The organism is Pandoraea sp. (assembly GCF_004297875.1).
Classification (GTDB): Bacteria; Pseudomonadota; Gammaproteobacteria; order Burkholderiales; family Burkholderiaceae; genus Pandoraea.
Map to the genome: position 1 here is coordinate 1 of NZ_SCSK01000067.1, position 24,391 is coordinate 24,391.

General features: G+C 63.1%; 24 protein-coding genes and 1 tRNA gene. 12 read left to right on the forward strand and 13 right to left on the reverse strand.

All coding sequences use genetic code 11. The annotated features are described in order from the left end of the window. Nucleotides 1-72: 72 nt before the first annotated feature. The 6 genes from EPN80_RS19135 to EPN80_RS19160 form a co-directional block, all read right to left on the reverse strand. A tRNA-Lys gene (locus EPN80_RS19135) sits at nucleotides 73-148 on the reverse strand. 120 nt (nucleotides 149-268) lie between these two features. Beyond that, nucleotides 269-451 (reverse strand): hypothetical protein, encoded by a 183-nt coding sequence (locus EPN80_RS19140; protein ID WP_293031122.1) that lies wholly within the window; start codon nucleotides 449-451, stop codon nucleotides 269-271. A gap of 96 nt (nucleotides 452-547) precedes the next feature. Further along, nucleotides 548-790 carry a DNA-binding protein gene (locus EPN80_RS19145; protein WP_293031125.1) on the reverse strand — a complete coding sequence of 81 codons (243 nt, stop codon included), beginning with the start codon at nucleotides 788-790 and terminating at the stop codon, nucleotides 548-550. 296 nt (nucleotides 791-1,086) lie between these two features. Then, nucleotides 1,087-1,386 carry a DUF4148 domain-containing protein gene (locus EPN80_RS19150; protein WP_293031128.1) on the reverse strand — a complete coding sequence of 100 codons (300 nt, stop codon included), beginning with the start codon at nucleotides 1,384-1,386 and terminating at the stop codon, nucleotides 1,087-1,089. Between the two features lie 192 nt (nucleotides 1,387-1,578). Further along, entirely contained in the window at nucleotides 1,579-2,199 is a 621-nt protein-coding gene (locus EPN80_RS19155; protein ID WP_293031131.1) for a LysE family translocator, read from the reverse strand. Nucleotides 2,200-2,249: 50 nt separating this feature from the next. Continuing rightward, nucleotides 2,250-2,714, reverse strand: a complete 465-nt coding sequence (locus EPN80_RS19160) for a rhodanese-like domain-containing protein (protein ID WP_293031134.1) — start codon at nucleotides 2,712-2,714, stop codon at nucleotides 2,250-2,252. Between the two features lie 349 nt (nucleotides 2,715-3,063). Here EPN80_RS19160 and glnA point away from each other — a divergent pair, with 349 nt between their 5' ends. The 5 genes from glnA to EPN80_RS19185 all read left to right on the forward strand — a co-directional run bounded on the left by glnA (nucleotide 3,064) and on the right by EPN80_RS19185 (nucleotide 8,693). Next, entirely contained in the window at nucleotides 3,064-4,479 is a 1,416-nt protein-coding gene (glnA, locus tag EPN80_RS19165) for a type I glutamate--ammonia ligase (protein ID WP_293031137.1), read from the forward strand. 110 nt (nucleotides 4,480-4,589) lie between these two features. Next, the gene (gene glnL / locus EPN80_RS19170; RefSeq protein ID WP_293031140.1) at nucleotides 4,590-5,720 is read left to right on the forward strand and encodes a nitrogen regulation protein NR(II); all 1,131 of its coding nucleotides are present in this window, start codon (nucleotides 4,590-4,592) and stop codon (nucleotides 5,718-5,720) included. Between the two features lie 43 nt (nucleotides 5,721-5,763). Continuing rightward, nucleotides 5,764-7,263 (forward strand): nitrogen regulation protein NR(I), encoded by a 1,500-nt coding sequence (gene ntrC / locus EPN80_RS19175; protein ID WP_293031143.1) that lies wholly within the window; start codon nucleotides 5,764-5,766, stop codon nucleotides 7,261-7,263. 18 nt (nucleotides 7,264-7,281) lie between these two features. After that, nucleotides 7,282-8,184, forward strand: a complete 903-nt coding sequence (rfbD, locus tag EPN80_RS19180; protein ID WP_293031146.1) for a dTDP-4-dehydrorhamnose reductase — start codon at nucleotides 7,282-7,284, stop codon at nucleotides 8,182-8,184. Nucleotides 8,185-8,270: 86 nt separating this feature from the next. Continuing rightward, entirely contained in the window at nucleotides 8,271-8,693 is a 423-nt protein-coding gene (locus EPN80_RS19185; RefSeq protein ID WP_293031149.1) for an HIT family protein, read from the forward strand. Between the two features lie 5 nt (nucleotides 8,694-8,698). Here the strand turns inward: EPN80_RS19185 and xth are convergent, their stop codons facing one another. Then, complete coding sequence (xth, locus tag EPN80_RS19190; protein ID WP_293031612.1) at nucleotides 8,699-9,478, reverse strand: exodeoxyribonuclease III; 780 nt, start codon at nucleotides 9,476-9,478, stop codon at nucleotides 8,699-8,701. 357 nt (nucleotides 9,479-9,835) lie between these two features. Between xth and EPN80_RS19195 the strand changes: the two genes are divergently transcribed. Together EPN80_RS19195 and EPN80_RS19200 are read left to right on the forward strand one after the other, a co-directional pair. Then, nucleotides 9,836-10,549 (forward strand): response regulator transcription factor, encoded by a 714-nt coding sequence (locus EPN80_RS19195; RefSeq protein WP_293031152.1) that lies wholly within the window; start codon nucleotides 9,836-9,838, stop codon nucleotides 10,547-10,549. 46 nt (nucleotides 10,550-10,595) lie between these two features. After that, nucleotides 10,596-11,312 (forward strand): response regulator transcription factor, encoded by a 717-nt coding sequence (locus tag EPN80_RS19200; RefSeq protein WP_293031155.1) that lies wholly within the window; start codon nucleotides 10,596-10,598, stop codon nucleotides 11,310-11,312. 17 nt (nucleotides 11,313-11,329) lie between these two features. Here EPN80_RS19200 and EPN80_RS19205 read toward each other — a convergent pair whose 3' ends face one another. Next, the gene (locus EPN80_RS19205) at nucleotides 11,330-13,627 is read right to left on the reverse strand and encodes a CHASE2 domain-containing protein (protein ID WP_293031158.1); all 2,298 of its coding nucleotides are present in this window, start codon (nucleotides 13,625-13,627) and stop codon (nucleotides 11,330-11,332) included. A gap of 32 nt (nucleotides 13,628-13,659) precedes the next feature. Then, nucleotides 13,660-15,309, reverse strand: a complete 1,650-nt coding sequence (locus tag EPN80_RS19210; RefSeq protein WP_293031160.1) for a FecR domain-containing protein — start codon at nucleotides 15,307-15,309, stop codon at nucleotides 13,660-13,662. A 205-nt stretch (nucleotides 15,310-15,514) separates the two neighbouring features. On the opposite strand from EPN80_RS19210, the gene EPN80_RS19215 reads away from it, so the two are divergent. The 3 genes from EPN80_RS19215 (at nucleotide 15,515) to EPN80_RS19225 (ending at nucleotide 17,932) form a co-directional block, all read left to right on the forward strand. Beyond that, nucleotides 15,515-16,375, forward strand: a complete 861-nt coding sequence (locus EPN80_RS19215) for a fumarylacetoacetate hydrolase family protein (protein ID WP_293031164.1) — start codon at nucleotides 15,515-15,517, stop codon at nucleotides 16,373-16,375. 70 nt (nucleotides 16,376-16,445) lie between these two features. Continuing rightward, nucleotides 16,446-17,018: a DNA-3-methyladenine glycosylase I gene (locus EPN80_RS19220; RefSeq protein WP_293031167.1), complete on the forward strand. Its 573-nt coding sequence runs from the start codon at nucleotides 16,446-16,448 to the stop codon at nucleotides 17,016-17,018. A 56-nt stretch (nucleotides 17,019-17,074) separates the two neighbouring features. Further along, complete coding sequence (locus EPN80_RS19225) at nucleotides 17,075-17,932, forward strand: 23S rRNA (adenine(2030)-N(6))-methyltransferase RlmJ (RefSeq protein WP_293031170.1); 858 nt, start codon at nucleotides 17,075-17,077, stop codon at nucleotides 17,930-17,932. Here the strand turns inward: EPN80_RS19225 and EPN80_RS19230 are convergent. The 3 genes from EPN80_RS19230 to EPN80_RS19240 form a co-directional block, all read right to left on the reverse strand. After that, nucleotides 17,929-18,642, reverse strand: a complete 714-nt coding sequence (locus EPN80_RS19230; protein ID WP_293031614.1) for a 16S rRNA pseudouridine(516) synthase — start codon at nucleotides 18,640-18,642, stop codon at nucleotides 17,929-17,931. The two genes, EPN80_RS19225 and EPN80_RS19230, sit on opposite strands and share 4 nt — an antisense overlap. A gap of 51 nt (nucleotides 18,643-18,693) precedes the next feature. Beyond that, a complete protein-coding gene (locus EPN80_RS19235; protein ID WP_293031173.1) occupies nucleotides 18,694-19,848 on the reverse strand; it encodes an acyltransferase in 1,155 nt (384 codons plus the stop codon). Between the two features lie 221 nt (nucleotides 19,849-20,069). After that, on the reverse strand, nucleotides 20,070-20,987 hold the full coding sequence (locus EPN80_RS19240) for a LysR substrate-binding domain-containing protein (RefSeq protein ID WP_293031176.1): 918 nt from the start codon (nucleotides 20,985-20,987) through the stop codon (nucleotides 20,070-20,072). Nucleotides 20,988-21,162: 175 nt separating this feature from the next. Here EPN80_RS19240 and EPN80_RS19245 point away from each other — a divergent pair, with 175 nt between their 5' ends. Next, nucleotides 21,163-22,248 (forward strand): tartrate dehydrogenase, encoded by a 1,086-nt coding sequence (locus EPN80_RS19245; protein ID WP_293031179.1) that lies wholly within the window; start codon nucleotides 21,163-21,165, stop codon nucleotides 22,246-22,248. Between the two features lie 149 nt (nucleotides 22,249-22,397). Next, entirely contained in the window at nucleotides 22,398-23,366 is a 969-nt protein-coding gene (locus EPN80_RS19250) for a M14 family metallopeptidase (RefSeq protein ID WP_293031181.1), read from the forward strand. Here the strand turns inward: EPN80_RS19250 and EPN80_RS19255 are convergent. Next, the gene (locus tag EPN80_RS19255; RefSeq protein ID WP_293031184.1) at nucleotides 23,363-24,364 is read right to left on the reverse strand and encodes a sterol desaturase family protein; all 1,002 of its coding nucleotides are present in this window, start codon (nucleotides 24,362-24,364) and stop codon (nucleotides 23,363-23,365) included. The two genes, EPN80_RS19250 and EPN80_RS19255, sit on opposite strands and share 4 nt — an antisense overlap. Between the last annotated feature and the right edge of the window lie 27 nt (nucleotides 24,365-24,391).

Sequence of the window (24,391 nt, forward strand, 5' to 3'; positions counted from 1 at the left end):
TAATTGCGGAACAAACCGCGAATTGCGGAAATGAAAAAGGGTTTGCGATTGCTCGCAAACCCTTTTGTATTCTGGTGGGGCGTGAGTGGCTCGAACACTCGACCTACGGATTAAGAGTCCGCTGCTCTACCAACTGAGCTAACGCCCCAACTGAGCCCGCAATCTTACCGGGCTTTTTTGAGGCGGTCAATAGTGCCGGTGATTTTTGGTGCAACGTGCTGATGGGGCGGCATCGCGCCAGTGTTGGCAGGCTGGTGCCTGCGAGGCTTCAAAGCAGTGCCGGCAGCAACTCGAGGGCCAGCACCGCGAGGATCGCGCCGGCGACGATGCCGATGGCGCGCAGGCCGATCTTGATGAGCGACAGCGGGCAAGGCCGGGTGCCGACGAGGACGCCGCCGAGCGCCGCGAGAGCAAACATCAAAATAAGGTGAGCATTGGTCAAGGAAAGCATGGCCGTCTCCGTCTTATATGACGTTTTCAGTATAGGCCAGGCTAAATTGGGCTCGCATCGCAGGTTAACCCCGAGATGCGGCAAGGTGGCGGCGCGTCAGGCCTCGGGCAGGTCGAGGATCAATACGATGGTCCAGTCGTTGTCGCTTTCGTGATGGTATTGACGTTCGATCACGACGAAAGGCTGCTTCTTTTCCTTGCTGCCGAGGAACAGTACGTCGCCCTCCATCGGCAGGCATTCGATCGGCGGTAATCCAATCGGGGTGCCTTTGGGCAGCAGGCGCTCGATTTTCTTCGAGGCGCGCTCGGTCCATTCGATGTCGAATTCAATTTGGCTCACGCGAGGCTCCGATGCGATAAAGAATAGCCGCGTATGCTAGCACGGCCGCCGCGTGCCAAGCTTGGGTCGGGCGCGACAAAAAAACCCACCGCGCGAGCGGTGGGCAAGGTCCCATGTGCTCGGGGAAGCACACGGAGACAGGAGAGCGCTGTGCAAGGGGAAGGGTTGCCGCAGGCCCTGACATATGGGTACCGACGGCGATCGAGCATGGGCTGCAAGCGTCCGATCGGCATCCGGATTGCGTGGTTGCCGCCATGGCGTGCGCCGGCGCCGCATGCGGGCCGGACGCCAGACGATTATTGACCGCGATAGAACGGCGCCGGTGTATAGCCGACGAGTTCCTGCTCGACCTGGGCGCGCGTCTTCGTGCTGACCGGATCGGCGATCTTCGGGTAGACCGCATCGGTTTGCAGCAGCAGGCCTTGCTGTTCTGCCTGCACCAGTGAGGCGCGAACCTGTGCGCGGGTCACACTGCTGGTCTGGGGTACCCAGGCCAGTTGCGAGCCATCGGGATAAGCGTCACTGGCAAAGGCCGGTACGGCAGCGGCAGCCAGCGTGAGCGAAACAAGGGCGGAAGCAAGGGTAAGACGTTTCATTTTTGACTCCTGTCTAACTGGTTAGGAGCGATGCGATCTTGGCACCGCTGACAGGAATCAGTGTATTCCCTAGGCTATCGATGAAAAATAATGATTAGTTAAATAAATTATTGTCTGAACCGCAATAATGCGCCGCAAAAAAACCGCCGCCGATGACAGGCTTCGGCGGCGGCTCGAGCGGGCGCAGATATCTCAGCGAGTGGCGACCATCACTGCGGCGCCGGCCATGACCACGCCGGTCGAGCGGTTGAGCAACTTCATCGCGCGTCGCGAGGCAAGGAGCTTGCGGGCGCGGGCCGCGAGAAGAATATAGGCGCCGAACACCACGGCGAGAATGGCCAGCGTGATGCCGACGACTTCGAAGTATCCGAGCGGCGTGATGTGGCGCAGGTCCAGCAGATTGGGCAGCAGCGCCAGATAAAAGATGACGACCTTGGGATTGCCCAGCGTCACCGAGAGCCCGCCGAGGAACAGCCGGGACGGGCGCTCGCGAGGCGCCTGGGTCTGCTGGGTTACCTCCTGCGTGGTGACCGGCGAGGTCCACATTTTCCAGGCGAGATAAAGCAGGTAGAGCGCACCCGCATATTTGACCGCCAGGAAGACTTCGCTGAATGACTGCGCCAGGGCGGCCACGCCAAGCACCGCACAGGTCAGCCAGACGACGTCGCCAATGGCCATGCCCGCTGTAAAGGCGATCGCGCCCTGCGTGCCGCGTCCGAGCACGCGTGCCACGATGGCGGCGATGCCGGGGCCAGGCGCGCCGGCAGCGACCAGCAGCGCCAGCGCGAAAGTCATCAAGCTCGCAAGACTCATAGGTGCTCCTTATCAGGGTTGGACGCGATGCCGCGGCAGGCACGCGGGCCTTATGCCCCGATCCAGGGCAGACCGCAATGGCACCAGCCGGATACCGTTTTGCGGTGGCCGGCGCTGTTTTTATCGCCCTCGAAACCATCGAGAATGTCGTAGGCTCTGGTGAAGCCGTTCTCGGTCGCAAGCTTGGCTGCGACCTTCGAGCGCGCGGCGCTGCGGCACAGGAACAGCAGTGGCGCATTCGGTGTGACCTGGGCTCGCAGCTGTTCAAGGAATTGCGCGTTGGGCACGCTGCCCGGATAGCGGATCCATTCGATATGAATGTATCTGTCGTCGGCGATTTGCGGGCGTCCGACCCAGTCGAGCTCTGCGCGAGTGCGCACGTCGACCAGCCGGGCGTCGGGGTCGAGCTGCAGCAATGCCGCGGCCTCTTCGGGCGTGACAGCCCCGGCGTAGGGCAGGTTGCCGGATTGGCGTCGCTGATCGGCTTGGGTGTAGATGTCGGTGGCTTTTGTCATGGGATCGAGCTCGTTCGAGTGATAGTCGTTCATTCTATGGGGTGTGGCGGCAATTCGCCAGAGATAGGCATGGCGCGGCGAGGCTGCACCAAAAATGGGCATTTTTATTTCAAGCACCAAATTGGTGATTTTTTTGCCCTGCTGTGCATCAAAATGGGGATTTTCATCCATAATGAAAGCATTCGATCTCCCTTGGCATCCCGCAAGCGCTCGGGCCCTGGGGTGGGAATAGTCATGTGGCACGTTTTCTGCTTAATAACGGTGAATCCGCAAACGGAGTTCGTTAGAATGTGGCACTTCGCTGCGATGCGCCAGCGGGGTGACAAGTTGAATCTTTCGGGAGATATGCATGAGCAAGTCTGTGGCAGACGTAATGAAGTTGGTCAAAGAGGAAGACGTCAAATTCGTCGACTTCCGTTTTACCGACACCAAAGGTAAAGAGCAGCACGTTTCCGTGCCGCTGTCGGCATTCGACGAAGGCAAGTTTGACGGCGGCCATGCTTTCGACGGTTCCTCGATCGCCGGCTGGAAGGGTATCGAAGCCTCCGACATGCTGCTGGTGCCGGATCCGAACACGGCCTATATCGACCCGTTCTACGAAGAAAACACGCTGGTGCTGACCTGCGATGTGATCGAGCCTTCCGATGGCAAGGGCTACGACCGCGATCCGCGCTCGATCGCCAAGCGCGCCGAAGCGTACCTCAAGAGCACCGGCCTGGGTGACACCGCCTACTTTGGCCCGGAACCCGAGTTCTTCATTTTCGACGCCGTGAACTGGCACATCGACATGTCGGGCTGCTCGGTCACCGTGCACTCGGAAGAAGCACCGTGGTCCTCGTCCAAGGAATTCGACAGCGGCAACACCGGCCACCGTCCGGGTGTCAAGGGCGGTTATTTCCCGGTCGCTCCGGTCGACACCTTCCAGGACATGCGCTCGGAAATGTGCCTGTTGCTCGAACAGCTGGGCGTGCCCGTTGAAGTGCACCACCACGAAGTCGCGGGCCAGGGGCAGAACGAAATCGGCACCAAGTTCTCCACGCTGGTGCAGCGCGCCGACTGGACGCAGATCCTGAAATACGTTGTGCAAAACGTGGCGCACAGCTACGGCAAGACCGCTACCTTCATGCCGAAGCCGATCGTCGGCGACAACGGCTCGGGCATGCACATTCACCAATCGGTGTGGAAGGACGGCCAAAACCTGTTCGCCGGCAACGGCTACGGCGGCCTGTCGGAGTTCGCGCTGTATTACATCGGCGGCATCATCAAGCACGCTCGGGCGCTGAATGCCCTGACCAACCCGACCACCAACTCGTACAAGCGTCTGGTGCCGGGCTTCGAAGCGCCTGTCAAGCTGGCCTACTCGGCACGCAACCGCTCGGCTTCGATCCGCATTCCGTACGTCGCCAACCCGAAGGGCCGCCGCATCGAAGCGCGCTTCCCGGACCCGATGGCCAATCCGTACCTGGCGTTCTCGGCCATGCTGATGGCCGGCCTGGACGGCGTGCAGAACAAGATCCACCCGGGCGAAGCCGCCGACAAGAACCTGTACGATCTGCCGCCGGAAGAGGATGCCAAGATCCCGACCGTGTGCTCCAGCCTCGAACAGGCATTGGAGTACCTGCAGCAAGATCGCGAGTTCCTGACGCGCGGCGGCGTGTTCACCGATGCGATGCTCGATGCGTACACCGAGTTGAAGATGGAAGAAGTGACCCGGTTCCGCATGACCACGCACCCGATCGAGTTCGACATGTACTACTCGCTGTAAATTGTTGCCAGCTCCGAGCTAGCCAATGAAAGCAGAGGGGGAGGGCAGTTTGCCTCCCCCTTGTTTATTTCACGACCAGTGTGAAGCTTGGTTTTTCGACGGCGCCAAACATGAAATCCGTTCGTACCACGAACCCTCCGATCGCTGAACCCCATGAAGACCTTGGGGAGGCCGCGCTGGCTGCCAGCGGCATTTTGCCGGGCCTCGAGGCGCTGGCCACGGTCCTGCTGGTGCTCGACAAACTGACGCTGCGAGTGGTCTACGCGAACCCGCCCGCCGAGGCGTTGCTGGCGCTCTCGCGACGCTCGCTGGCGCACATGACGTGGCATGATCTTTTTCTCAACGGCGAAGTGATCGACGCCACGATGAAAGAGCTGCTGGCGAATCAATTCCAGGCAACACGCCTCGATTTGGTGCTCGAACGCACTGCGCAGGAGCCTTTGCATACCCATGCGATCGTCGGTATCCCGGAGAATGCGCCGGACTTCGTGATCGTCGAGCTGATCGAAAACGAGCAGAAACTCAAGAACGAGCGCGAGGAGAGAATTCTCGATCAGGCATGGATCAACAAGCAACTGATCCGAAATCTGGCGCATGAAATCAAGAACCCGCTGGGCGGCATTCGCGGCGCGGCGCAATTGCTGGAGTTCGAACTCGTGCAGCGTGAGTTGCGCGAGTACACGCAAGTCATCATCAAGGAGTCCGATCGCCTGCAAACGCTGGTGGATCGGTTGCTCGAGCCGCACCGGCACCCCTACATCGTCACCGAAATCAATCTGCACGAGGTGTGCGAGCGGGTTCGCTCGCTGGTGCTGGCTGAATTCCCGCAAGGCCTGGAGATCGAGCGCGATTACGACGTCAGCCTGCCCGATCTGCGCGGTGACAAGGAACAATTGATTCAAGCACTGCTAAATATCGTGCGCAATGCCGCCGAGGCGCTACGCGAGCAGATCGAGCGCGGCCAAGGGCGGATCGTGCTGCGTACCCGGGTAGCGCGCAAGGTCACGCTGGCCAAGCGGCTGCACAAGCTGGCATTGGAATTGCATGTAATCGACAACGGGCCCGGTATTCCCGAGGAAATCCGGGACCGCATCTTCTTCCCGCTGGTGTCGGGTCGAGAAGGCGGTAGCGGTTTGGGATTGACGCTTGCACAGTCTTTCGTGCAACGGCATGAAGGCTCGATCGAGTGCGAGAGCCGACCCGGACGCACCGATTTTCGCATTATGTTGCCGCTCGGGTGAGTACAGGACCGGCAGTTCCGATATGTTTTTTTCACGGTGAGCCATGAAGCCGATCTGGATAGTAGACGACGATCAATCGATTCGTTGGGTTCTCGAAAAGGCGCTCTCACGCGCCAACTTGCCGGTGCGCAGCTTCGCCGGGCCGCGCGAGGCCGCGGCCGCGATGGAAACCGAGTCGCCGCAGGTGCTGGTGTCCGACATCCGCATGGCGGGCGGCTCGGGGCTTGAACTGCTGCAGACCGCCAAGCAGCGTTACCCGGGCCTGCCGGTCATCATCATGACGGCGTTTTCCGATCTGGACAGCGCAGTCTCGGCGTTTCAGAGCGGCGCCTTCGAGTATCTCGCCAAGCCGTTCGACGTCGATCGTGCGGTCGAGCTGATCATGCGAGCGGTCGAGGAAAGCCTGCGTGAGGCGACCGTCGACGAGCGGCTGGCCGAGGAGCCCGAGATCCTCGGCCAGGCCAGCGCCATGCAGGACGTATTCCGGGCCATTGGCCGGCTGTCGCATTCGAGCGCCACGGTGCTGATCACCGGCGAGTCCGGCTCCGGCAAAGAGCTGGTGGCGCGCGCGCTGCACCGTCATAGCCCGCGCGCGGCCGGTCCGTTCATCGCGTTGAATACCGCGGCGATTCCGAAGGATTTGCTGGAATCCGAATTATTCGGTCACGAGCGTGGCGCCTTCACCGGCGCCCAGGCCACCCGCAGGGGCCGGTTCGAGCAGGCCGAGAACGGCACGCTGTTTCTCGACGAGATCGGCGACATGCCGCTCGATTTGCAAACCCGTTTGCTGCGCGTTCTGTCGGACGGCAACTACTATCGGGTCGGCGGACATAGCCCGATCAAGGCTAACGTGCGGGTGATCGCCGCGACGCATCAGAATCTCGAAGAACGTGCCCGCCAGGGACTGTTCCGCGAAGATCTGTACCACCGTCTCAATGTGATCCGGCTGCGCCTGCCCTCGCTGCGCGAGCGCAGCGAGGACATTCCGCTGCTGTTGCGGCATTTCCTGCAGAAAAGCGCGCAAGACCTGGGCGTCGAGCCAAAGCGCATCAGCGATGCCGCACTGGCTCACCTGACGCGCTTCCCGTTCCCGGGCAACGTGCGCCAGTTGGAGAATCTCAGTAACTGGCTGACCGTGATGGCGCCGGCTCAAACCGTCGAGATCAAGGATTTGCCGCCCGAATTTCAGACCGTCGGCGCCGCTGGCGTGGTCGCGCAGGGTCCGCAAGGGGCCGGTGGCCCGACGGCGCCCGAAGCAGCGGCAGGCGAAGCTGCGGCAACGCAGGCCGGCGGTGCGGGCGCGCGCGGTGGCATGGCACTGGACGCCGGCCAATGGGAGCCCACGTTGCGGCGCGAAGTGGCGCGCCTGTTGCGCACGGCGACCCCCGACGTGATGGACGTTCTGTTGCGCCGCTTCGAGTCGGCGGTGATCAACGAGGCGCTCGATTTCACCCGCGGGCGCAAAGTGGAAGCGGCTACCCGCCTGGGCATCGGCCGCAATACGATCACCCGCAAGATTCAAGAGCTCGGCCTCGAATCCTGAGACACGAATGTTTCGAGCATGATCAAAAAGATTCTGATTACTGGCGCCGGCGGTCAGGTCGGGTGGGAGCTGGCGCGCAGCCTGCAAGGGCTCGGCGAGGTTGTCGCGCCGTCGCGCAAAATCCTCGACCTGCGCGACGCCGCGCGTATTCGCGAGGTAGTGCGCGAGGTATCTCCTGATCTGATCGTCAATGCCGCCGCCTATACCGCCGTCGATCAAGCCGAACAGGAGACTGAACTGGCGATGGCCATCAATGGCGAAGCGCCGGGCGTGCTGGCCGGGGAGGCGGCCCGGCGGGGCGCCGTGCTGGTGCATTATTCGACCGACTACGTGTTTGACGGCGCGCAGCGCGAACCCTATACCGAGGCAGCACAACCCAATCCGCTCAATGTCTACGGCCGCAGCAAACTTGCCGGCGAGCAAGCCATTGCGGCCAGCGGCGCGGCGCACGTCATTTTGCGCACGAGCTGGGTTTATGGTCTGCGTGGCCGCAATTTCCTGCTATCGATCATGCGCGCGGCCCGCTCGCAGGCCGAGTTGCGCGTCGTCAGTGACCAGTACGGCGCACCGACCTGGTGCCGCACCGTGGCCGAGCTGAGCGCGCATATCGTCGCGCAAGGCATCGCCGGCGGCACCGGGCCTGATTGGTGGCACGCGCGCAGCGGCATTTACCATTTGAGCGCGCAGGGCCGCGCCACCTGGCACGATTTCGCGCAACTGATCGTCAACCGCATGGATCTGGCCGCCAGGCCGCAGGTGCTGCCGATATCGGCTCAGGAGCATGCCGCCGCGGCCGAGCGCCCGATCAATTCGCTGCTCGACAATGGCAAGCTGGCCGAGACCTTCGGCCTGCGTGCGCCGTCCTGGCAGGCTGGGCTGGGTCTTTGCCTGGGCATCGAACTGACCCGGCAGCTCGCCTGACGATAGCGCCCGGCCGCGTCGCGTCTGCTCGCCAGCCGGCGAGCCGCTCATTACAATAGGCGCTTCATCCATTTCCGGACAGCGCCATGAGTTATGATCCGAACAATATTTTCGCGAAAATCCTGCGCGGCGAAGCGCCGTGCATCAGGATATTCGAAGACGACCAGACTTTGGTCATCATGGATATCATGCCGCAGAGCGAAGGACATGTGCTGGTCCTGACCAAGGAGGCGGCCGCGCAGATCTTCGAACTCTCCGAGCAGGGCGCCGCGGCCTGCATGCGCACCGCGCGCAAGGCCGCGTTGGCCGTCAAGGCCGCACTTGCGCCGGCCGGCGTGATTCTGGCTCAGGCCAATGGCGCCGCGGCCGGTCAGACCGTGCCTCATCTGCACGTGCACGTTATTCCGCGCCGCGAAGGCCAATTCCTGGCCATGCATGCGGCCAAGCCGGCCGACCCCGCCGAGCTGAGGCAAATCGCCGAGCGCATCAGGGCCGCGTGGCCGACCTGAGACGCTTACGGCTCGAGCGTGGCGATCACCGGCGCGTGATCCGACGGCTGTTCGAGCGCGCGTGGCGTGCGGTCGATCGCGCACGCCACGCAGCGATCCGCCAGCGCGCTGCTCAGCAGGATATGGTCGATGCGCAACCCGGCGTTGCGGCGAAAACCGAGCATCCGGTAATCCCACCAGCTGTAGCTCTTCTCGGGCTGCTCGAATAAGCGAAAAGCATCGCGCAAGCCCAGGCCCTGCAGGCGGGCGAAAGCTTCGCGTTCCTGCGGCGACACCAGATTTTTTCCCTCCCATGCCTTCGGGTCGTGCACGTCGCGATCTTCCGGTGCGATATTGAAGTCGCCCAACAGCGCCAGCTTGGCATGCTTGGCAAGTTCGTCGCTCACCCAGTGTGTCAGCGCATCCAGCCAGCGCAGTTTGTAAGGAAACTTCTCCGAGTCGAGCGCCTGTCCGTTCGGGAAATAGCCGCACACCACGCGCATGTCGCCCACCGTCGCGGCAATCAGGCGTTGCTGCTCGTCCGGAAAATTCGGCAGGTTGCGGACCACATCCGTCACAGCCAGGCCGCTGGCCTCGCGCACCAGAATGGCCACGCCGTTGTATGTCTTCTGGCCAGTGAAATAACTTTGGTAACCCGCCGCACTGACGTCGGCCAGCGGATATTTATCGTCGGGCAGCTTCAATTCCTGCAGGCACAGCACATCGACGGGATTGGCGGTGAGCCAGTCTTGGACCTGACCGAGCCGAACCTTGAGCGAGTTGACATTCCAGGTGGCGATTTTCATTTCTGCGATAACCGGTTGATTTTGTTGCATTTAAATTCGAGATCGGGCGTGGTCTCGGCAGCGCCGCGCAGGGCGCGCCGGCGGTCGTGCCGACGCCGGTCATGATACCGGCACCGACGATCAAGAACAAACGTGACAGGAGTTCGGATGTGTCTTGCGAAAAAAGACGCATTGCCAGGGCCGAGGTCTGTTCAATTGTTAAATATCCTTAAGTTTTGCTTGATTTGCATGCCTGACCATTATGATCGGCCATAGGGTGTTGAATGTCGCCGCCTGCTCGATAACGCTGAATTGACCTGTAGATGCGGGATGCGCGCAGCCGAAAAAAACCAGGTTGATGAGCTATTTTTGCCAAGCATGAAGATCCAACTGGCCGTCTTCGCCGTTAACACGAATGACGCGAAGATTCTCGGACACATTCTGTCGGAAGCGCACTACAACTGCGCATTTTTTGATTCGAGCGACGTCTTGCTGGCGGCGCTGGAAGTCGAATGCTACGACGCATTGATCGTGGATTGGTCGGGCGAGAATGCCGGTCCGGCGATGTTGATCCGACGCCTCAGGCAGCGCGCCAGGAACAACCCGCCGCTGATGTGCATCACCGGTGCCGAGCACCCGCTGAGCGTGGCCGATGGCCTGCGGCTGGGTGCCGACCAATGCACCGTCAGACCGATCTCGCCTGCCGTGCTGGTAGCGCAGATCGAAGCGATGCTTCGGCGCGCGCGTGGCGCTGACGTGCATAGCAGCCGCGAAGCGCACGGCGACTACACGTTCCATATCAGCCGGCGGGAGGTCGAATTCTCGGGCAAGCGGGTTTCGCTCACGCACAAGGAATTCAATATCGCACTGCTGATGTTTCGCAATATCTCGCACACGGTCACGCGCGCGCACATCTTGCGCATGATCTGGGGCGAGGCCAACCCGGCGTTTTCCCGCACGCTGGATAGCCATGTGGCCAAGCTGCGCGCCAAGCTCGAGCTCAGGGCCGGCCAGCACGGCTATCGCCTCGTCGCGATTTACGGCCACGGCTATCGATTGGATAGAATGGGGGCGGCGCGCCAGGCAATGTAACCTTGGCGGGTTGTGCCGCGCCCGGCGGGAGATCACAGGGGGAGTGATGAAAATTGCGTCGCTAGAAGATGACGAAGCCCACGCGGCGATCATGTCGCGCGTGCTGCATGAGGCCGGCTACGAATGCACCACGTTTGCCACCGGACGGGCGCTCAACCGACGGCTGCGCGAAGAAAAATTCGATATGCTGATCGTTGACTGGGAGCTTCCCGACACCAGCGGACGCGATTTTATCTTGTGGTTCAGGACCCATTTCGGCAACGACGTACCCGTGCTGTTCGTCACCGCTCGCAATCTGGAGGAGGACATTATCAGCGGACTGTCGGCGGGCGCCGATGATTACCTGACCAAGCCGATCAGAACCAACGAGTTTGTCGCGCGGGTGCGCGCATTGCTGCGGCGCGCCTACCCGAGCGCGGGCGAAGACAGCCTGATCGAAATTGGGCCGTATCGCGTCGACCTGCCCCAAAAGACGATTCACATGCACGACGAGCCGATTACACTCACGCCCCGCGAATTTGATCTGGCGCGACTGCTGTTCCAGAACCTCGGCCGCCTGCTGCCGCGCGATCTGCTGATGCAGGCGGTCTGGGGCCGCGGCGCGGAAATCGCGTCGCGCACGCTCGATACCCACCTGTCACGCGTCAGAACCAAGCTCAAGTTGCGCCCCGAAAACGGCGTGCAACTGGTGCCGGTCTATTCGCGGGGCTATCGTCTCGAGCCGGTCGCGGCGCGCGACGGCGTGGCAGCAGGCGATGCGTGAGCCGTGCGGCCGGCGGCTCAAGAGGCCGACGCTGGCAGGTCAACGACGAACGAGGACCCCTGTCCGACCGTACTGCTGACCGAGAGCCGACCCCCGTGTTTGTCGACCACGGTCTTGACGAACGCCAGGCCAAGGCCCGTGCCGCCCGGGTCATTCTCGCCAGGCGCGACGAAGCGGGCGAACTTCTCGAACAGGCGAGGCAAGGCATCGGCGGGGATGCCCCAACCCTGGTCGTGAATGCTCAGGCACCAACCGTCCGGCGCCGGCGCGATCCGGCAAACGACGCGCGCGTCGGGGTCGCTGTATTTGATCGCGTTATTGAGCAGATTGATAAGCGCGCGCGTGAGCAGTGCCCGGTCGCCTCGTGCTGGTGCGCCGTCCTCGGGCAGATCTGTGTCGATCGCGATTCGCCTGGCCGACGCCAGCTCCCACACGTCGTCGAGCGCGTCGAGCAGCAACTGCGCGAGATCGACTTCCTCGAATTGATACGCCTGCGATTCGGCGCGTGTGAGCTGCACGAAGTCATCGGCCAAACTGAGCGTGCGCTCGGCGTATTTGCCGATGCGTTGGGCAAACACTTCCGGCGACAGGGCGCTTTCACGATACTTCTGGTTCTCGAGCAAAGCGAGGATCGATGATTGCGGCGAGCGGATATCGTGCGACAGGAATCGCATCGTTTCGTCGCGTTGCCGCTGTGCTTCGCGAATCAACGAGATGTCAATCAACGTTACGATCCAGCCGATGGGCTGATGCGACGGGTCGAACAGCGCCACCAGCTTGACCAGGAAGTCGCGGCCATCACCGTCTTGCGCTTCGACCGTGACCGGCTGCGCGTGCCCGACTGCGCGCTGCAGATGCGTGCTCCAGTCGCTGTGAGCCGGCTGCCGCAGGTGGCTCAACAGATCGTGCAATGGTGTGCCGCGCAATTGTGTTGCTCCACGCGCGCCGAAATAGCGCAATGCCTCGTGGTTGGCCAACAGGACATTTTGATCCGGGCCGCAAATCAATGTCGCGTCGGGCATGCTGTCGACACCGTCCTGGATGAAGCGACGCATCGCGCGCACACGCTTGACCGCCTGATGCATCACGTGAATCTGGCGCTCGACTGTGTCGCTGATCAGCGGCGCGGGGGCCTTGCGCTCCGGCAGCAGGTGAGGCTCGCTATCGAGCCGCGTGAACTCCTGGCCGAGATAGCGAATGACCGCCTCCAGGCGACGCCAGCTCCACAGCGGATAGGCAACGACCAGCATGAATACGGTTGGCAGCGGCGCAATCCATAACCCTTCGCGGGTCAGCATCAGATAGCTCAGCATCAGCGTGGCGACAGCCAGCGCCACCGTCAAGGCCAGTGACTTGCGCGGCGTGAGGATGAAATGCCCCAGCATGGCCAGCAGGATCGCACCGATCGCCAGGACCAGACCGGCCACCGGCGGCGCGTCGACGATGGCGCGGTGCGCGATCAGCGCGTCGAGCACGTTGGCGATGATTTCGACACCGGCCATGGCGCGCGAATGTCCCGACACCGGGGTCGGATAACTGTCGCCCAGTCCGGCCGCCGTGGCGCCGACCAGTACCAGCTTGCCGTTGAAAAAAGATCGCGGCACGGTGCCATCCAGCACGTCGGCGTAGGACACCTCCGTGTAGTGCCCGGGGGCTCCGGTGAAAGGAATGTGGATCCAGTTGTCTCGCAACCACAATGGCGCATCTGGCGCGGTGGAGGACGGGAGCGCCGCCCCGGGCCGGCGCTCGCCCGGCAGCGGAGGCAAGCCCTGCGGCATGCCGGCCACCCGCAGCATTGCGACGGCGAGGTGGTCCCACTGAGCATGGGGGGTGCCCTCACGCAGAAACACGCTGCGTGCCACACCGTCGGAATCGAGTTCGAGGTCGATATGGCCAATCGCCGCCGCCGCAGCCGAGAAGGCCGGGGTGGGCAACACCGGCCGGCCGTGCGTCGCGTACATCGGCAGCACCACCCGGCCGTTGTCGCGGATCGCCCTGGCCAGCGCGAGATCGTCTGCGGGATGTTGTCGATCGGCTTCGGCCAGGATCACATCGAGGCCAACCGCGCGGGCCTGGGTTCGCGCCAGACGCGCCAGGAGCGCTGCATGCACCGAGCGCGGCCATGGCCAGCGGCCGATCCTGGCCAGACTCGCATTGTCGATCGCAACAATCACGATGGCGGGATTGGCCGCGCGCGCGTCCGAGGCGATCCACCGGTCATAGAGCAGGCGGCTGGGTTGCCATTGGTCGACCGACTGATTCAGGACGACCGTCGCGACCAGCAGCAGCGCGGTCAACGTCAGCCATTCGAGCAAGGGGCCGCGGTGCGCCGGTGCGAATCTCGCCTTCACGGTTGGGTGAGCAGACGCACGTTGGGCGTGACGTCACCGTTGTCGTCGATCAGGATTCGCTGCGGCGCGCAGGATATGCCATGGAAGCCGTCGGCATCCAGCGAGCTCACGCGCACGTAGTAGGTGCCGGATGGCAGCGGCGCGAGATGCCAGTCGGGCGCGTGCGTCACGCCAGCGGCGATCGGCAAGGTGAAGTCGGGATCCCGGGCAAGCTCGACGCGATAGGTCTGGGTCGCATCGGCGGCCCAGGTCAGCTGCACGGCGGCGGGCGAACGTGTCTGTGCCTGCATGGCGGTGAGTTCCGGCGCGACGGTCACGCCGAGCGGCAGCGGCGCGCTGAAGGCCCCCGATCGGCCATCCCGGCCGATCGATGCCACGCGCCAGTAATAGCGCCCCGGCGTCAGGTCGGCTATGCGCAGGCGGCTGCCGGCCTGGCGTTCGTCGCGCAGCGGCGCGGCAAAGTTCGGTGTGCGGGCCAACTGGAAGTGATAGCCGGCCGCGTCGCCGACCTGGCCCCAGTCGAATTCGACATGCGGCCCGCTTACCGGCGCGTCGCGCGGCGGCGCGACGGCCACCGGAATCCCGGGGTGTGCCGCTATCTCGAACGCGACTACCCGCCTGCGTCCCTCCAGGCCGTCGGCGTCGATCCCACTGACGGCGAGATAGTACCTGCCGTCGGGCAGGCCGGCGAATTTGGCGACCGGGCCCCTGAACGAGCCGGTCAGCAAAATATCGTCGATGGCCCGGTCGCGAGCCACGATGGCGCGATACGACACGGCCCCCGGCAGCGCGGCATAGGCAAAGCGCGCGATCGGCTGCGACTGGCGGGTGGCGATGCCTCGCAGCGATGGCGCGGGCAGCAGCGGTCGCGGCGCCTGCACCTTGCCGTCTGGCCCGACGATGGTGCCCTGGCCGGCCGTGATCGCGCTGGGCGTCGCGGAGCCGGCGCCCTGTACGGCAACGACGCCTTTGAGCACCTCATTGGTCATTTGCGAGTCGTGGTCCCTCAGCCCGACGCGGAATTGCGTGCCGCGCACGCCCGTGACCGCCAGCGGCGAATTGACCTCGTAGCGGCCGATACCGCGGTGCGCCGGGTCCACGCTCGACTCGACCTGCCCGTGGCTGAAGCGGAGCACCGTGTTGATGATATTGGTGTGCCGGTACTGCCGGAGATGGGCCAGCACCAGCGTCGTGTCGGGCAAGACACGTATCTTGCTGTGGTCGACCAGTTCAAGCGTCGCGCTTGCGCCGGGCGCGCTGCTGATGCGGCTGCCTTCGGTCAGTATCATGCCAGGCGTCAAAGGGATCGACGCATGCCGGCCCAGGACGCGCGACACCCGGCCATTGGCAAACAGCACCCGGGCGCTCGACGGCTCGGTCGCGGCCCATGCCAGCGGTATTCGCAACCGCGTGGCCGGTCGCAGGCGGTAAGCAGAACGAATCTGATTGAACTGTTGCAGGTCGTGCCAGTTGTGATCCGGCCGCAGGTAGTCCGAAGCGATGCCAAACAGCGTGTCACCGGGATCGACGGCAACGATCAGCGCGCCATCCTGCACGCCGAGCGGCGCGGCCGGGCAGGCCAGCGGCAGCAGCACGGCCAGACACAGCAGTCCCCGCGTCAATTGATTGAATGCTATTGTGTGCATGAATTTCTCGGGTCAAGCTGGCAACGGATCGCGGCCGCGATTTCGGCGTGGCCACAGCAGCCGCCGAGAAAGCATCGAACGTTCTGTGCCGCCTGTTTTTCGGCGATTATAAGTTTTTCAGAATAATTTGAGCTGATTTAACATTATTTAACAGTTGGTGCGACCGATTCGTCTGCCGGGCGCGCCGTTCCCGTCAGGAGCCACTTTGAAACTATTGCGATTCGGTCCGAAGGGCCATGAAAAACCAGGAGTGCTGGACGCTCGGGGCGTAGTTCGCGACCTTTCCGGCGTGATCGCCGATCTGACGCCGGAGCAGCTCAGTCCGGCCGGGTTGGCCGAACTGCGCGCGCTGGATTTGACGACCCTGCCCGAGGTCGCCACACCCGGCCGCCTGGGCACGCCGTTTACCGGGCTGGGACAATTCATTGGCGTGGGGCTGAACTATCGCGACCACGCGGCTGAAGCGAATTTGCCTATCCCCGGCGAGCCGATTCTTTTCGCGAAATGGAACCAGTGCTTCAGCGGCCCCAACGATCCGATCGTGATGCCCAAGGGCTCGCGCAAGACCGACTGGGAGGTCGAGCTTGGCGTGGTGATCGGCACCCGGGCGCGCTACGTGCCGCTGGAGGACGCGCTGCGGCATGTCGCCGGATATTGCGTGGTGAACGACGTCTCGGAGCGCGAGTTTCAGATGGAGCGGGGTGGCACCTGGGACAAGGGCAAGGGCTGCGACACGTTCGGCCCGGTCGGCCCGTGGCTGGTGAGCGCCGACGAGGTGCCCGATCCGCAAAACCTGGGACTTTGGCTGGACGTCAACGGCAAGCGGTTCCAGACCGGCAACACCACCCACATGATCTTCGGCGTTGCGTTCCTGATCCATTACATGAGTCAGGTGATGACGCTCAACCCCGGCGACCTGATCGCCACCGGCACGCCGCCGGGTGTCGGCATGGGATGCAAGCCGCCCGTGTTTCTGCGCGAGGGCGACGTGGTGCGTCTGGGGATCGACGGCCTGGGCGAGCAGCAACAGGTGGTGCATGCCTGGCGGGCCGATTTGCTCGATTGACGATGGTCGGCGCCGGCGGCCGCGCGCGGCCGGCGCTGCTTGATGATGCATGCATTGATGGGGCGGCGCGATGGAACGCTGTGCATGGTGTGAGGGGTTCGACGCCTATCGGCAATATCACGATCTCGAATGGGGTGTGCCGTTGCGCGACCCCCTGGCACTGTTCGAGTTACTGATGCTCGAGGGCGCGCAGGCCGGTTTGTCCTGGGCCACGATATTGAAAAAGCGTGACAATTACCGGCGCGCGTTCGATGGTTTCGATCCCGAGAAGATCGCCCGCTACGACGAACGCAAGATGGCGCAATTGCTGGCCGATCCGGGCATCGTGCGCAATCGCGCCAAGGTCGGGGCGGTCGTGCAAAATGCGCGCGCGTATCTGGAGATGCGCGAGCGCGGCCAGCGCTTCGACGCGTTTCTGTGGGATTTCGTTGGCGGCCGTACGCGCCAGAATGCCTGGAGCGGCAGGCACGCGGTGCCGGCCAGCACCGCGCAATCGGATGCGATGAGCAAGGCGCTCAAGAAGCTTGGTTTCAAGTTCGTCGGCTCGACCATCTGCTATGCGTTCATGCAATCGGCGGGCCTGGTCAACGACCACGTCACGACCTGTTTTCGCCACGAGCAGGTGCGGGCGTTGGCGGGGTAATCGGCGGCGCGGGCCCGCCGGTCGGCTACAATCGCGCCTGTTCAACCGGAAAACCCATGTTCAGCTACCGCCACGCCTTTCACGCCGGCAATCACGCCGACGTCCTCAAGCACTGCATCGTCGTTCAACTGCTCGAATACCTGGGCCAGAAGGACACGCCATTCTGGTATATCGACACCCATGCGGGCGCCGGCGGATACGCGCTCGAGAGCGAATGGGCCAAAAAGAATGCCGAATATCAAAGCGGCATCACGCGCCTGTGGGGCCGCCAGGATTTGCCGCCGCTGGTGGCCGAGTACGTTCGGCTGGTGCGCGAATTCAACGCCGACGGCAAGCTGCGCTATTACCCGGGTTCGCCGTTTCTGGCGCTGCAACTGCTGCGCGACACCGATCGCCTGCGGCTGTTCGAGATGCACGGCAACGAAAATCGCGCGTTGCAGGACAACTTCCGGCCGCAAGGCAAGTCGGTCGCGCGCCGCACGATGTTCTACGAGGCCGACGGCTTCGCCAGCCTCAAGGCCTTGCTGCCGCCGCCGCCCAAGCGCGGCTTGGTCCTGATCGACCCCGCCTACGAAGACAAGCAGGACTACACCCGCGTCGTGCAAACCGTGCAGGAGGCACTCACGCGCTTTCCGACAGGCTGTTACGCGATCTGGTACCCGCAGGTCCAGCGACGCGAGTCGACACAGTTGCCCGAGCGGCTCAAGCGCCTGCCGCTCAAAAGCTGGCTGCACGCCAGTCTCACCGTGCATTCGCCATTGCCCGGCGGTCTCGGGCTGCATGGCAGCGGCATGTTCATCGTCAATCCGCCCTGGACGTTGCGCGCGGCGCTGCAGGAAGCTTTACCCTGGCTGGTAAAGGTGCTGGGGCAGGACAAGGGCGCGAAATACACGCTCGAAGGCAAGCAGGATTAGCTTTGCGGCGCCGGGTAGGGAATTGCGGCCAGATCATCCGCCTCGAGATAGCGCCATGTGCCGGGCGCCAGCGTGCCCAGCGCCAGGCCGCCGAGCTGCTCTCGGTGCAATTGCTCGACACGGTTGCCGACCGCGGCCACCATTCGCTTGACCTGATGATATTTACCCTGGTCGATCGTCAGCCAGAGCCGGTGTGCGCCCTTGCTTTGCGCGTCGATGGCGCGCACCGGCTGCGTTTCATCGTGCAGCAACACGCCGTCGCGCAAGGCGGCAAGCATCGCCTCGGTGATCGGATGCTTCGTCGTCGCGAGATAACGTTTGGGCACATGGCGGCGCGGCGACATCAGCGCGTGCAAAAACGGCCCGTCATCGCTCAGTAGCAGCAGTCCGGTGGTGTCCTGGTCGAGCCGGCCGGCTGGCTGCACGCCGCGCGCCACCAGCGGCGCGGGCAGCAGCGCAAGCACGCTCTGGTGGTGCTGAGGGCTGGCCGAGCACTCGTAGCCGGAGGGCTTGTGCAGCAGCAGGTAGACCTTTTCCCGATAGCGCCAGGTTTGACCGTCGACGGCAAACGCCAGCCCGTGCGGTGCGAACTCCTGCCTGGGGGCGTCGCACACGACGCCGTCGACGCTCACCGCACCGCTTTCGATCAATGCGCGGCATGTCTTGCGACTGCCGAATCCCTGCGACTGAAGAAGGCGTTCGAGTTGAATAGGGGGTCTCCGAGGTGTTGCAATGTCAACCCGGTATTGTAATGGCCGTCCTCAGTGTTGGCGCCGTGCCGCGGCGCCGGGCGCCGGCGAGGAGGCTACCGGCGGCGCAACGCCGGCGCTGGCGCTTGGTCTCGTATAGGGTGTGCGCAGGCTCAGAAACGGCGCTTCGATCAACCGGTAGCTGAAGTACGACAGCAACAGCGCTGGCGGCCACACCAGCAACAGGCCGTTCAGGATCGCGTTGGCGCCGGGATCGCTCACCAGATGGACCCATCCGCCATACTTGTTGATGATCAGGACGACATAGATATGCAGCAGGTAGAGCGAGTAGCTGCACTGGCCCAGCGCGGCCAGTGCGCGGCCTGCCGCCGCCGGCAATTGCGAGCGGCTTTGGAAGTAGGCCAGCAGCAGGCCAGCCCACAGCAGCGCCTCGAGCGCGCTCACCGGCATGCAGCGCGGATCGTTTTTCCACAGCGAGCCGGTGACGGAGATCAGGTGAAAACAGCACAGCGCGACAACTGCGCCCAGGCCGAGGGCATAGGGTGAGCGCAGCAGGCGGGGCGACTTCAAATGGACCAGGCCGGCGATCATGCCGATCAGGAATTGATCGAATCTTCCCAGCATGGTGAAGTAGACGTAGTTGGCATCACCCGGTGCGAATGAAGCGCCGAACAAGGTCGCGATCACCGTGCGCCAACCGATCCAGAACACCGCCAGGCCGATCAGATACCCTGCGCCTTGGCGGTGTGCAAAGCGGATCAGAAACGGGAACATGATATAAAACTGGCATTCGACCGCCACCGTCCACAGCGCATTGCTGAACTGGAACAGCGGTGACTTGCCGAGATTCGAGAACAGCAGGAACGACAGCGCGCCGGTGACGGTGGCGTCCCGCTGATGCACCGCCATCGCTCCGATAAACAGCACCGTCAGCAGCGGAAAAATGCGCAGCGCCCGATTGGCCAGAAAGCGCGGGTAGATGATCGCCTTGTTGCCGCCGTCGGTCAGCAGCGTGAACAGGAACCCGCTCAATACCAGAAACAGCGTCACGCCGGTGTTGCCAAGCAGTACGAATTGTTCGAGCCAGTTCGAGGTCGCTTGCGGCCCGCCGGCCGCCGCCCAGGTGTGATACAGCAGCACCAGCGTTGCGGCGAAAAGACGCAAATGATCCAGTTTTTCGTAGTAGGTTTTCGAGCTGCTTCGCATGCAAGGGAAAACGCACCGCGCTGCCATGAGCAGCGGTAAGCGGGCGTCGTGTTGCGAGAGTAGCCTTAGGCTATCACCCAAGTGCCGAGCGGCGCAGCGCGGATACTTTTTGAAACATTTGATGGCGCAACGCAACACAATGCGCAGCATCGGATTGCGTGATCCGAGTGAATGCCTAGGCCAGACCGACCCGGCGCATGAGGCCGCTCGCTATTACAAAGTTATCCTAACCAAGACGCTATAGACTCATTTTCGCCTTTTACGAAGCATTCTTGCAGAAACTCGACGCACACCCTGACCTTGGCCGAGGTGCTTAGCCGCGACGGATAGACGGCCCAGATATTGGCTTCCTGCCGATAATCGGGCAGCACCGGCACCAATTCACCGCGCTGCAGGTGCGGCCCCACGTCCCAAATGGAGCGCAGCACCACGCCATGCCCGGCGATCGCCCATTGCACGGCAATTTCGCCGTGATTGGTCGACAACGGCCCGGTTACCTTGACGGCTTTTTCCTCGCTGGCCGTGCGCAGTTTCCACACGCCGAAAGGGTGGTCGCGCTCCTTGATCACCAGGCAATCGTGCTGCGACAGGTCGGCGAGCGAGCGGGGCGCGCCACGCCGCGCGAGGTAAGCCGGGGCTGCGCACAGGATGCGGTGGTTCGCCGCCAACGGCCTGGCGATCAAATGCGGCGCGATTTCGTCGCCGACCCGGATGTCGAGATCGATCCCTTCGCTGGCCACATCGACCAGGCGATCGAACACTTCGAAACGCACGCTCAGGCCAGGATAGCGGCCGACCAGCGTAGAGATCATCGGCGCGACGACGTTTCTGCCGAAGCCGAAGCTGCTGCTCACGCGCAGCGTCCCGCGCGGTGCGGCGCGCGGCATCGAGACCTCCTGCAGCAATTGATCGATATCGTCCAGAATGCGCTGCGCCCAGTGATAGACGCGCTCGCCTTGATCGGTGATGACTACGCTGCGCGTGGTGCGCTGGAATAACTTGAGCATCAAATCGCTTTCCAGCACGCGAATGCGCTTGCTGATATAGGCAGGCGAGGTGCCCAGTTCGTCGGCCGCGCCGGAGAAGCTGGCCTTACGCACGACCGCGATGAAAACGCGCAGGTCGTCGGGGGTGGGCATTTTGTTCACGATTCGTGAAAAATGAGTTAACCGAAAGGCGAATTATATTTTGAAATTGAATCAATATAATGAGCATGCGGCGTACCCTAGGACGAAGCATTGTCGCGGCGCAGCCGCGAGGGGCGCGCGACTGAAGCGATCGATTTCCAACCCAGGCCCACAGGTGGACCCACACATGACAAAACCATTCAGAATTGCCGTGCTTCCGGGCGATGGCATCGGCAAGGAAGTGATGCCCGAGGGGCTGCGCGTGCTGCGCGCCGCGGCCGAGCGCTTTGGCATCGCTCTCGAGCTGACTCATTTCGATTGGGCCAGCTGCGACTATTACGCCGCCACCGGAAAAATGATGCCCGATGACTGGAAGGCGCTGCTGCAGCCGATGGATGCGATTTATTTCGGCGCAGTCGGCTGGCCCGATATCGTACCGGATCACATTTCGCTGTGGGGATCGCTGCTGAAGTTTCGCCGCGAATTCGACCAGTACATCAATCTGCGGCCCGCGCAAACCTTTGCCGGCGTAAAGTCGCCGCTGGCGGCCGATGCGGGCGAGATCGACATGATGATTGTGCGCGAGAACACCGAGGGCGAATATTCGTCGATCGGCGGCGTCATGTTCGAGGGCACCGAGAACGAAATCGTGATGCAGCAGTCGGTGTTTTCGCGGCGCGGCACCGAGCGGGTCATGAAGTTTGCCTTCGAGCTGGCGCGAAGTCGCCCGCGCAAGAATCTGACCGTCGCGACCAAAAGCAACGGTATTTCGATCTCGATGCCGTGGTGGGATGCGCGCGCGGCCGAGATGGCCAGTCGCTATCCGGACGTGGCCTGGAACAAGCAGCATATCGACATTTTGTGCGCCCGCTTCGTGCTGCAGCCGCAGCGCTTCGACGTGGTGGTGGCGTCCAACTTGTTCGGCGACATTTTGTCCGACCTTGGGCCGGCCTGTACCGGCACGATTGGCCTGGCTCCCTCGGCCAACCTGAATCCCGAGCGGGCGTTTCCGTCGCTGTTCGAGCCGGTGCACGGTTCGGCCCCCGATATTTACGGCAAGAACATTGCCAATCCGGTCGCCATGATCTGGTCGGGCGCGATGATGCTCGATTTCCTCACCCGCAGTACCGGCGCCGGGCGCACGGCGCACGATGCGATCGTTGCGGCCATCAAGGACGTATTGGTCGCCGGCCCCCACACCGCAGACCTCGGCGGGCAGGCGTCCACGACCGAAATGGGCCAGGCGATTGCGGCGCGAGTCGCTGGCGCCTGAGCATCGCTCGCTGCCGCGGACGCCGGGCACCGGGACGCAGCGCCCCGGTGCCGGCGTGACACGGCCCGGCGCGCCGGCCGGTCGACAAAACCGTACCGCGCGCGCAGAATGCAACCCGAAGCCAGTTGATCCCACTCATTGACGCCGCCATGAACGCCGCCGAATTCAACGCTTACCCGATCGAGATCGAATTTCCCGATATTCGCCCCTACGCTGCCGGTACCGGCAGCGTTGCCTATGTGCACACCTTCGACAGCGGCCAGCCCGGACCGCACGTGATGGTCAACGCGCTCACCCATGGCAACGAGGTGTGTGGCGCGATCGTCGTCAAGGAATTGCTGGACATGGGGCTGCGGCCGCAGCGCGGCAAGCTCACCCTGTCGTTCGCCAATGTCGACGCGTACGGCCGGTTCGATCCGGCCAGACCCGATGCGTCGCGCTTTGTCGATCAGGATTTCAATCGCGTCTGGACGCCCCAGGTACTCGACGATGCCGGCAAGGACTCATCGGAGTTGCGGCGGGCCAGGGCGCTGCGCCCGGTGGTCGATACCGTCGACCTGCTGCTCGATTTGCATTCGATGCACGAGAAGAGCTTGCCGTTGATCGTCTCGGGCCCGCTCGACAAGGGGATCGCGCTGGCACGCGAGCTGCGGATTCCGCCTCACGTAGTGGCGGATGAGGGGCACCCGGAAGGGCGTCGCATGCGTGACTACGGCGGCTTCGGCGACGCCGCGAGTCCGAAAAACGCGCTGCTGGTCGAGTGCGGCCAGCACTGGGAGGCCAATAGCGTGACAACGGCCCGGCACACGACGGCGCGTTTTTTGCTGCTGGCCGGGGTGATCGACAGGCAGAGCTTGCCCGCCGCGTGGTGGGGCGAATTGCCGGCGCAAAGTCATGTGATTCGCGTGACCGAACCGGTGGTCGCCAAAAGCAATGATTTTCGTTTTGCCGGCGACTACACCGGCCTGGAGATGTTCCCGGAAGCGGGCACGGTGATCGGCTGGAACGACGGCGAGCCGGTGCTCACTCCGTACCCGAACTGCGTTCTGGTGATGCCCTCGCTGCGCCAGCTGCGCCCCGGTGTAACGGTGGTGCGGCTGGGCCGGCAAGTCGGCTAGGAAACGTCGCTGGTATAGCGGCGCCGGCCGGCCAGGCGCTCGCCGATGCGTGCAAACGCATACCATTGCTGTGCCAGCAGACCCTGGCCGTATTCGCGGGCAGTACCCTGCGGCACCGGCAACTGATCTCGAATGCCGGTCGCCTCGACGGTCTTGTCCCATGAGGCGGTGCCCAGCAGCATGTCCCACCACGGGAACAGCACGCCGAAGTTGCAGCCGTAACGCGTTCCTTCGTGACCGTAGCCGATCGCATGATGCCGGCGATGAAACGCCGGGCTGACGATGATGCGCTCGAGCAGCCAGTGGTACGGCAGACGGGCGTTGACGTGCTGGATGCTTTGCAGCAGGTTGCCCACGGCGATCAGCACGACGTATTGGCTCGGCTCGACGCCGATGAACAGCGAGATCACCGCGAAATAGGCGGCCAGCAGGACGCTGTCGAGAAAGTGATTGCGATCGTCGGCCCACAGCGAGACTTGCTGCTGACTGTGATGCACCGCGTGCAATTCCCACCAGACCCCGAAACGGTGCTGCCAGCGGTGATACCAGTAGCCGGCAAAGTCGAGCACCACGAGATAGACGGCAAAGGAGAGCAGTGGCTTGTCGGTCACGCCCAGGCGGTTGCTGAGGTCGATGTTGGGCACATGATAGATGACCATCAGGCTCTGCCAGTGGCTGAACAGCGGTTGCAGCACGAGAAACACGGCCAGGTTGATGAGGCCGAGCTTGGCGATCCAGGTGTAGAGCACGTCGGTGCGCAGCGCCTTGCGGTCGTGCCAGACTTCCAGCGGACGCATCGCCTCGAGCGGTCGCAGCAAGGCGTAGGTCGCGGCGATCTCCAGCACGCCGACGATGACCCAGTACAGTGAATCGTAGAGGTCGTCGGCATATCCCATCAAGCCGAAACGAAAGAACAGTGGCTCGATGACGCCGACGAACAGTTGCGTTTGCAGGGCGCCGACGAGATTGTCGAGTTGCGTGATGATGGCGTGAATCATAGGGTCTTCAGTACGGCTGGGCCAAGG